This is a genomic window from Streptomyces sp. NPDC006265 (genome assembly GCF_040613555.1).
GTDB lineage: Bacteria > Actinomycetota > Actinomycetes > Streptomycetales > Streptomycetaceae > Streptomyces.
This window is the reverse complement of sequence record NZ_JBEXSH010000824.1, coordinates 1-4,062: the sequence shown is the minus strand read 5'-3', so window position 1 is coordinate 4,062 and position 4,062 is coordinate 1. Positions and strand designations below refer to the sequence as shown.

The window sequence follows — 4,062 nt, the reverse complement described above, 5'->3', positions numbered from 1 at the left end:
GGCCTGGACGGCCTCGTCCTCAATAGCCGGACGGGCTGCCTGCGCTGGACGTGCCTCGAAACCAGGAGCGGATCAGGACCCCGTACGGGCTGGACTTCCACCTGGGTCTGCCCGCGCCCGAGGAACCGCGCTTCCGCACCACCCAGCCGATGGATCCGACGCCCGGGCAGCAGGCCGTCCTCGACGCCACGTCCTCGGGCCCGCACGCGCTGGCCTCGATCGCGTTCAACCGCAACGCGGCGGAGCCGACCGACCTCGTCACCCTCCCGAACATGCCGCTGATCCGCGCGAAGGGCCCGGCGTCGGTGGGCGGGGTGGCGTCCGCGCGGGGCCTGGCGGGGATGTACGCGGCGGCGATCAGCGAGGTGGGTGAGCAGCCGGCGCTGCTGAAGCCGGACACGGTGGCGGAGTTCGGGCAGTTCCACTCGGCCGGCTACGACCTGGTGGCCCGGGCCCACAAGTCGTTCGGTCTCGGCTTCCAGATGACGGCTGACACGTGGCACCCGTTCCTCGGTGCCGGGACGATCGGGCACAGCGGCGCGGGCGGCTCCCAGGCTTTCGCGGACCCGTGGAGCGGCCTCGCCTACGGCTACACGCGTCGCCGGTTCGCCTACCCGGGCGGGGCGGCCCCGGAGAACGACCGGCTGGCGCGGGCGGTCCACGCGGCGGCGCTCGCCCGCTGAGCCCGGGCACGGGCGGAGAAACCCGAGCAGGGGCGAAGGCCGCACCCCACGTCCAAGGGTGCGGCCTCCGCGTGTGCAACGACTGGGTCGGACCAGCGTCACGGTGATGTTGCCGCGGGTCGCCTTCGAGTACCGGCACACCTCGTGGGCCTTCTCGATCAGCGACCGCGCGGTGCCCCGGTCGACCTTGGGGATGTCGGCCGAGATCTCGACGATGATCCCCGAAGCCGTCCCCGTTCTTGCCGAGGCCGACCTTCACGACGGGGGTCTCCCCTGCTCGAACGAAGTTGAGAGCTTGGGGAAGGTCGAACCGGAGAGGTCGGCCCCCTCCTGATGGGCGACGACACCGAGAGCGCCCTGTAGGCAGGCGCTGCACCCTGCGGCGAAGAGCTGCTCCGGGTTGGTGCCGGCGCCGCTCCCGCCCAGCTCCTCCGGCGGGGTGACGACGACGTCGAGCGTGCCGTCGCCGGTGGCGACCCGGCCGTCGCGCCCGTTCTCGGCGGTGGCGACGGCGGTGTCCAGGACGTCGGACTGCTGGATCGGTATGCGGTTGTGTTCCTCAGGTCCTCCGCCGGGCTCGCGCCCGAGCCGGGACGGATTCGGAAACAAGTTACCGTATATCGGCATCCTGCAGGAAGGCGTCAGAGCTTGACGATCATCTTCCCGGTGTTGTCGCCGCGCAGCACCCCGAGGAAGGCCTCCAGGTTGTTCTCGATGCCCTCGACGACGGTCTCGCGGTACTTCAGCTCGCCGGAGGCGACCCACGGGGCGACCTCCCGCACGAACTGCGGCTGCAGGTCGTAGTGGTCTCCGACCAGGAAGCCCTCGATGCGACCGCGGGTCGCGATCAGGCGGGCGAGGTTCTTCGGGCCCGGGGCGGGCTCGGTGTTGTTGTAGACGGAGATCATGCCGCAGACGGCGATCCGGCCGCCCTCGTTGAGGGAGCCGATGGCCGCCTCCAGGTGGTCGCCGCCGACGTTGTCGAAGTAGACGTCGATGCCCTCGGGGGCGGCGGCACGCAGTTGCTTGGCGACGGGGCCGTCCTTGTAGTTGAAGGCGGCGTCGAAGCCGTACTCCTCCGTGAGGAGCTTCACCTTCTCGTCCGACCCGGCGGAGCCGACGACCCGCGAGGCGCCCTTCAGCCGCGCGATCTGCCCGACCTGGCCGCCCACGGCGCCGGCGGCGCCCGACACGAAGACGGTGTCGCCCTCCTTGAAGGCGGCGGTGCGCAGCAGGCCCGCGTAGGCGGTGAGGCCGGTCATGCCCAGCACACCGAGGTACGTCGACAGCGGTGCGGCGTCCGGGTCCACCTTGACGGCGCTCTTCGCGCCGACGACCGCGTACTCACGCCACCCGAAGAAGTGCAGCACGTGATCCCCGACGGACAGCCCCTCGGCGTTCGAGGCCACGACCTCGCCGACGGCACCGCCCTGCATGACCTTGCCGAGCTCGAAGGGGGCGACGTAGGACTTGGCGTCGCTCATGCGACCACGCATGTAGGGGTCCACGGAGAGGTACTTGTTCCGGACGAGGACCTGCCCCTCACCCGGCTGCGGGACCTCCACCTCGACGAAGGCGAAGTCCTCGGGCTTCGGCCAGCCGACGGGACGGCTCGCCAGGTGCCACTCGCGGCTGACGGCGGGGAGGGTGGGGGTGTCGGTCATGATGCGCCTTACCTCACTGGCTCGATGCGGATGTTTCAGTACCTGAAACAACCATGCTCCTGAAAATTTCAGGTTGTCAAATAACCGGGTACCCTCGATGGCATGGCCTCCACCACACCGACGCCCCAAGAGATGACCAACCGCGCGGATCCGCTGACCCTCGAGGTCGTCGAGCTGATCGGCCAGGTCGTGGCGCGGTTCCACGAGGACTACGAGTCGGGAGCGGCGGAGCACGCCCTGACCGGTGCGCAGGCGCGGCTGCTCAGCCTGCTGTGCCTCGAACCGCTGCCGATGCGCAGACTGGCGCAGCAGCTGAAGTGCGAGCCGTCCAATGTGACGGGGATCGTGGACCGGCTCGAGGCGCGAGGGCTGGTCGAGCGCCGGCCGGATCCCGCCGACCGCCGGGTGAAGGTGGCGGCGGCGACGGAGGAGGGGCGACGGGTGGCCCGAAGCCTGCGAGAGTCACTCCGATTCGCCCGGGAGCCCCTGGCGGGGCTCTCCGAGGGGGAACGGGTGGCGTTGCGGGACACGCTGCGGCGGATGCTGGGCTGATCGGCGACCGGCCGCCGTCAGGGGAACCCTGGCCCGGAACCCCATAGGGGCACTGCCCCGCCACGGACGCCCGGCTGATCGACGGCCGGGCACCGCCAGGGGAACCCCTGACCCAGGACTCCGTACGGGCGCCGGTGTCAGGGGAGTCGGTGGGTCAGGATCGCGTGCAGGGCGTTGCGGACGTGTTCGTGGCTCCGGGCCGCCTGTTCGGGGGTCTGCGGAACGTGGCCGGTGCCGTCCTCCTCGATGAAGGTCCAGGGGTGGCCCTGGGCTTTGGCAAGTGCGGCGGCGCGCGCCGTGTCGACGAGGTCGAGGCGGTCGGTCGGTGGCGTCGGCGGTGCGTACGGCGAGCAGCCTGCGTGTGCCGTCGCGCACGAAGCGGGCGTCGTCCGTCCAGTCGCCGGAGGGCAGCGGGGTCAGGAGCTTCAGCCCGATCCGGGCCTCCCGCGGCCAGACGTCGGCCCGCGCCCCGTACAACAACTGCTTGACCGGCAGAAATCCCACTGTCTTCCCGCGAGCCTCAACCGTGACATGACGCAAAGGTCCCCTGGTGGTACCGAGTTGAAAACGTCCGGGCCGGTCTCCGCAGTCCGTCCGAGCCGATCCCCGCGGACCCGGAAAGATGCACACGCCGCCCGCGCTTCAGAAAAAGGGCGCTCGGAACTCCGGCACCATTCCGAGTGCCGCGAACTCGACGTTGGCGAGGGGATTTTCAAGGGCAGGAAGCAGCGGTTCCGCTCCCGCGGCGCCGGCGGAGTTGGCCTGGCGGACGCTACGTGCACCACCACAGGAACCGCGTGCACCGCTCGGACGCGGACGGTTCCGGTTCAGGGGCCTGCGTGGTCGGACCCGAGGTCGGGGTCGGCTCCGGGGCGGGCGGGGCGGCCGTGGGGCCGGACGCCGGGCGACTGGGAGCACCTCCCGTCGCCGGCTCGGGATCCTTCGTCGGCTCGTCGCCCTTCGGGGACTCCGACTTCTCGCCCTTCGGGGATTCCGAAGCGGACGGCGCATCGGACGCGGTGGGCGAGGCGGATGTCGACGCGCCGTCAGCCCCGCTTCCCTTTCCGTCCGGACCAACCAACCCCTGGTCAGGCCTGCTGAGCCGCGGCCGGGCGCTGGGACCGGCCCGGCGGCGGCTGAACGCCCTGCGCGGCTGAGACCCC

3 protein-coding genes and 2 pseudogenes are annotated in these 4,062 nt (G+C 71.2%); 3 read left to right on the top strand and 2 right to left on the bottom strand.

The window, feature by feature from the left end; all coding sequences use genetic code 11:
* Window positions 1-62: 62 nt before the first annotated feature.
* Window positions 63-683 (top strand): annotated as a pseudogene (locus ABZ281_RS40780) (EstA family serine hydrolase); the annotation flags it as partial.
* Window positions 684-776: 93 nt separating this feature from the next.
* Here the strand turns inward: ABZ281_RS40780 and ABZ281_RS40775 are convergent.
* Both ABZ281_RS40775 and ABZ281_RS40770 read right to left on the bottom strand, forming a co-directional pair.
* Window positions 777-1,229: pseudogene (locus tag ABZ281_RS40775) on the bottom strand (organic hydroperoxide resistance protein); the annotation flags it as partial.
* A 95-nt stretch (window positions 1,230-1,324) separates the two neighbouring features.
* Window positions 1,325-2,347 (bottom strand): NADP-dependent oxidoreductase, encoded by a 1,023-nt coding sequence (locus ABZ281_RS40770; protein WP_356663018.1) that lies wholly within the window; start codon window positions 2,345-2,347, stop codon window positions 1,325-1,327.
* Window positions 2,348-2,449: 102 nt separating this feature from the next.
* On the opposite strand from ABZ281_RS40770, the gene ABZ281_RS40765 reads away from it, so the two are divergent.
* The gene (locus ABZ281_RS40765) at window positions 2,450-2,899 is read left to right on the top strand and encodes a MarR family transcriptional regulator (RefSeq protein WP_356663017.1); all 450 of its coding nucleotides are present in this window, start codon (window positions 2,450-2,452) and stop codon (window positions 2,897-2,899) included.
* A gap of 839 nt (window positions 2,900-3,738) precedes the next feature.
* Window positions 3,739-4,056 (top strand): hypothetical protein, encoded by a 318-nt coding sequence (locus ABZ281_RS40760; protein ID WP_356663016.1) that lies wholly within the window; start codon window positions 3,739-3,741, stop codon window positions 4,054-4,056.
* The last annotated feature ends 6 nt before the right edge of the window (window positions 4,057-4,062 follow it).

Bases quoted from the DNA above. Each gene is read 5' to 3' on its own strand.
- ABZ281_RS40765 (WP_356663017.1), top strand. From the start codon at position 2,450: ATGGCCTCCACCACACCGACGCCCCAAGAGATGACCAACCGCGCGGAT.
- ABZ281_RS40770 (WP_356663018.1), bottom strand. From the start codon at position 2,347: ATGACCGACACCCCCACCCTCCCCGCCGTCAGCCGCGAGTGGCACCTG.